Genomic DNA, 5033 nt, shown 5'->3' with positions numbered 1-5033 from the left:
AAAGCAAAAAGCCCCAACTCATGGAGCTGGGGCTTTCTGGGTAACACAAGCCTGACGATTACCTACTTTCACACTGGTTGCAGCACTATCATCGGCGCGAAGTCGTTTCACGGTCCTGTTCGGGATGGGAAGGGGTGGTACCAACTCGCTATGGTCATCAGGCACAACTTGTAGTGTTGTCTGGTGGTCGTTATTGCTGACCGGGCCAGACAACGCAATCTGGGAAGAAGTAGTGATGTAGGGGTCTACATATATTTTGGCGGGCGTGATGCACAATCGGCATACGCATAACACTTGGCCTTAACCTGCTAAGGTTATAGGGACAAGCCGCACGGGCAATTAGTATCAGTTAGCTTAACGCATTACTGCGCTTCCACACCTGACCTATCAACGTCCTGGTCTCGAACGACCCTTCAGGGGAATCAAGTTCCCGGGAAGTCTCATCTTGAGGCAAGTTTCCCGCTTAGATGCTTTCAGCGGTTATCTCTTCCGAACTTAGCTACCCGGCAATGCCACTGGCGTGACAACCGGTACACCAGAGGTTCGTCCACTCCGGTCCTCTCGTACTAGGAGCAGCCCCCCTCAAACTTCCAACGCCCACGGCAGATAGGGACCAAACTGTCTCACGACGTTTTAAACCCAGCTCACGTACCACTTTAAATGGCGAACAGCCATACCCTTGGGACCGGCTACAGCCCCAGGATGTGATGAGCCGACATCGAGGTGCCAAACTCCCCCGTCGATATGAACTCTTGGGAGGAATCAGCCTGTTATCCCCAGAGTACCTTTTATCCGTTGAGCGATGGCCCTTCCATACAGAACCACCGGATCACTATGTCCTACTTTCGTACCTGCTCGACTTGTCAGTCTCGCAGTTAAGCACGCTTATGCCATTGCACTATTAGCACGATGTCCGACCGTACCTAGCGTACCTTCGAACTCCTCCGTTACACTTTGGGAGGAGACCGCCCCAGTCAAACTGCCTACCATGCACTGTCCCCGACCCGGATAACGGGCCAAGGTTAGAACCTCAAACAAACCAGGGTGGTATTTCAAGGATGGCTCCACGAGAACTGGCGTCCCCGCTTCAAAGCCTCCCACCTATCCTACACAGATTGGTTCAAAGTCCAATGCAAAGCTACAGTAAAGGTTCATGGGGTCTTTCCGTCTAGCCGCGGGTAGATTGCATCATCACAAACATTTCAACTTCGCTGAGTCTCGGGAGGAGACAGTGTGGCCATCGTTACGCCATTCGTGCAGGTCGGAACTTACCCGACAAGGAATTTCGCTACCTTAGGACCGTTATAGTTACGGCCGCCGTTTACTGGGACTTCAATCAAGAGCTTGCACCCCATCATTTAATCTTCCAGCACCGGGCAGGCGTCACACCCTATACGTCCACTTTCGTGTTTGCAGAGTGCTGTGTTTTTATTAAACAGTCGCAGCCACCAGTTTATTGCAACCCCTTCACCCTCCTGGCGCAGGCCAGTCAAGCTACAAGGGCGTACCTTATCCCGAAGTTACGGTACCAATTTGCCGAGTTCCTTCTCCCGAGTTCTCTCAAGCGCCTTAGAATACTCATCTCGCCCACCTGTGTCGGTTTGCGGTACGGTCTCGTTAGACTGAAGCTTAGAGGCTTTTCTTGGAACCACTTCCGATTGCTTCGCGGCACAAGGCCACTCGTCCCATACCCTTGAATTACGCCAGCGGATTTGCCTACTGGCCTTCTCTGATACAGGAACCGGGACATCCAACACCCGGACAACCTTCCGCGATCCGTCCCCCCATCGCATCTAACGACGGTGCAGGAATATTAACCTGCTTCCCATCAGCTACGCATCTCTGCCTCGCCTTAGGGGCCGACTCACCCTGCTCCGATGAACGTTGAACAGGAAACCTTGGGCTTACGGCGTGCGGGCTTTTCACCCGCATTATCGCTACTCATGTCAGCATTCGCACTTCTGATACCTCCAGCATCCTTTACAAGACACCTTCGCAGGCTTACAGAACGCTCTCCTACCATCTGCATTACTGCAGATCCGCAGCTTCGGTGACTGGCTTAGCCCCGTTACATCTTCCGCGCAGGACGACTCGATCAGTGAGCTATTACGCTTTCTTTAAAGGATGGCTGCTTCTAAGCCAACCTCCTGACTGTTTTAGCCTTCCCACTTCGTTTTCCACTTAGCCAATCTTTGGGACCTTAGCTGGCGGTCTGGGTTGTTTCCCTCTTGACGCCGGACGTTAGCACCCGACGTCTGTCTCCCAAGCTCGCACTCATCGGTATTCGGAGTTTGCAATGGTTTGGTAAGTCGCGATGACCCCCTAGCCATAACAGTGCTCTACCCCCGATGGTGATACTTGAGGCACTACCTAAATAGTTTTCGGAGAGAACCAGCTATTTCCAGATTTGTTTAGCCTTTCACCCCTACCCACAGCTCATCCCCTAGTTTTTCAACACTAGTGGGTTCGGACCTCCAGTACCTGTTACGGCACCTTCATCCTGGCCATGAGTAGATCATCTGGTTTCGGGTCTACACCCAGCGACTGAATCGCCCTGTTCGGACTCGCTTTCGCTACGCCTTCCCTACTCGGTTAAGCTTGCCACTGAATGTAAGTCGCTGACCCATTATACAAAAGGTACGCAGTCACCCCTTGCGAGGCTCCTACTGTTTGTATGCACACGGTTTCAGGATCTATTTCACTCCCCTTCCGGGGTTCTTTTCGCCTTTCCCTCACGGTACTGGTTCACTATCGGTCGATATCGAGTATTTAGCCTTGGAGGATGGTCCCCCCATGTTCAGACAGGGTTTCACGTGCCCCGCCCTACTTGTCGCAAGCTTAGTTCCACACCAGGGATTTCGTGTAAGGGGCTATCACCCTCTATGGCCGCACTTTCCAGAGCGTTCCACTATCGCTGATGCTAAATCTTGCAGGCTGTTCCCATTTCGCTCGCCACTACTTTGGGAATCTCGGTTGATTTCTTTTCCTGTAGCTACTTAGATGTTTCAGTTCGCCACGTTCGCTTCACATGCCTATGTATTCAGCATGTGATGACCCAAAGGGCCGGGTTTCCCCATTCGGAAATCTGCGGATCAATGTGTGTTTGCTCACTCCCCGCAGCTTATCGCAAGCTACAACGTCCTTCATCGCCTGATATCGCCAAGGCATCCACCATGTGCACTTATTCGCTTGTCCCTATAACGTTAGCTTCTGTTGCCAGAAACGGTTATAGAGTCTGAGTTTGAATATGCCGTATTCCAGACTGCTCGCTTTTTAATGCGAGAACTCTTTCATACATATGATTGATACAATCACAACCCACCAGTCGTCACCAACACGTCATCACAACGTATCAGCTCCAACTGATAAATTCTTTACTACTTCTTCCAGATTGTTAAAGAACAAAAACAGCCAATGATCTAAACGATCAAGCCTAAATCGCGTCGCTCATGTTGAGCGATGACTTAGGTTTGATGTCTTGGTGGAGGTTGACGGGATCGAACCGACGACCCCCTGCTTGCAAAGCAGGTGCTCTCCCAGCTGAGCTAAACCCCCAATAAGTTTGATGGTGGGTCTGGTAGGACTTGAACCTACGACCCCACGCTTATCAAGCGTGTGCTCTAACCACCTGAGCTACAGACCCATTCGGATCAGTTCCCAGTCTTAACCTCATCGGCAGACTTCAACGCGCCGACTGCCGACCGATCACTGTTCTTGACTAACACACCGATAAGTGTGAACGCTTGACTTGGATGCAAACTCTAGAAAGGAGGTGATCCAGCCGCACCTTCCGATACGGCTACCTTGTTACGACTTCACCCCAGTCACGAATCCTACCGTGGTAAGCGCCCTCCTTGCGGTTAGGCTACCTACTTCTGGTAAAACCCGCTCCCATGGTGTGACGGGCGGTGTGTACAAGACCCGGGAACGTATTCACCGCGACATGCTGATCCGCGATTACTAGCGATTCCAACTTCATGTAGTCGAGTTGCAGACTACAATCCGGACTACGATACACTTTCTGGGATTAGCTCCCCCTCGCGGGTTGGCAGCCCTCTGTATGTACCATTGTATGACGTGTGAAGCCCTACCCATAAGGGCCATGAGGACTTGACGTCATCCCCACCTTCCTCCGGTTTGTCACCGGCAGTCTCATTAGAGTGCCCTTTCGTAGCAACTAATGACAAGGGTTGCGCTCGTTGCGGGACTTAACCCAACATCTCACGACACGAGCTGACGACAGCCATGCAGCACCTGTGTGCAGGTTCTCTTTCGAGCACTCCCGAATCTCTCCAGGATTCCTGCCATGTCAAGGGTAGGTAAGGTTTTTCGCGTTGCATCGAATTAATCCACATCATCCACCGCTTGTGCGGGTCCCCGTCAATTCCTTTGAGTTTTAATCTTGCGACCGTACTCCCCAGGCGGTCAACTTCACGCGTTAGCTGCGTTACCAAGTCAATTAAGACCCGACAACTAGTTGACATCGTTTAGGGCGTGGACTACCAGGGTATCTAATCCTGTTTGCTCCCCACGCTTTCGTGCATGAGCGTCAGTGTTATCCCAGGGGGCTGCCTTCGCCATCGGTATTCCTCCACATATCTACGCATTTCACTGCTACACGTGGAATTCTACCCCCCTCTGACACACTCTAGCCGTGCAGTCACAAATGCAGTTCCCAGGTTAAGCCCGGGGATTTCACATCTGTCTTGCACAACCGCCTGCGCACGCTTTACGCCCAGTAATTCCGATTAACGCTTGCACCCTACGTATTACCGCGGCTGCTGGCACGTAGTTAGCCGGTGCTTATTCTTCCGGTACCGTCATCCACTCCGGATATTAGCCAGAGCGATTTCTTTCCGAACAAAAGTGCTTTACAACCCGAAGGCCTTCTTCACACACGCGGCATTGCTGGATCAGGGTTGCCCCCATTGTCCAAAATTCCCCACTGCTGCCTCCCGTAGGAGTCTGGGCCGTGTCTCAGTCCCAGTGTGGCTGGTCGTCCTCTCAGACCAGCTACTGATCGTCGCCTTGGT

The 5033-nt window shown here is 52.1% G+C and carries 2 tRNA genes and 3 rRNA genes; all 5 read right to left on the bottom strand.

The features are described 5' to 3' along the window. Window positions 1–49: 49 nt before the first annotated feature. Window positions 50–162 (bottom strand): 5S ribosomal RNA (rrf, locus tag E6W33_RS26790). Window positions 163–318: 156 nt separating this feature from the next. Next, a 23S ribosomal RNA gene (locus E6W33_RS26785) occupies window positions 319–3195 on the bottom strand. 284 nt (window positions 3196–3479) lie between these two features. Beyond that, window positions 3480–3555 (bottom strand) — tRNA-Ala (locus E6W33_RS26780). A gap of 11 nt (window positions 3556–3566) precedes the next feature. Continuing rightward, a tRNA-Ile gene (locus E6W33_RS26775) sits at window positions 3567–3643 on the bottom strand. A 122-nt stretch (window positions 3644–3765) separates the two neighbouring features. After that, window positions 3766–5033: ribosomal RNA gene (locus tag E6W33_RS26770) — 16S ribosomal RNA — on the bottom strand; the annotation flags it as partial.

Origin of the sequence: Herbaspirillum sp. ST 5-3 (assembly GCF_004804275.1) — a bacterium.
Taxonomy (GTDB): domain Bacteria; phylum Pseudomonadota; class Gammaproteobacteria; order Burkholderiales; family Burkholderiaceae_D; genus Noviherbaspirillum.
The sequence above is the reverse complement of the archived record's forward strand: the minus strand, read 5'-3'. Positions and strand labels throughout refer to the sequence as shown.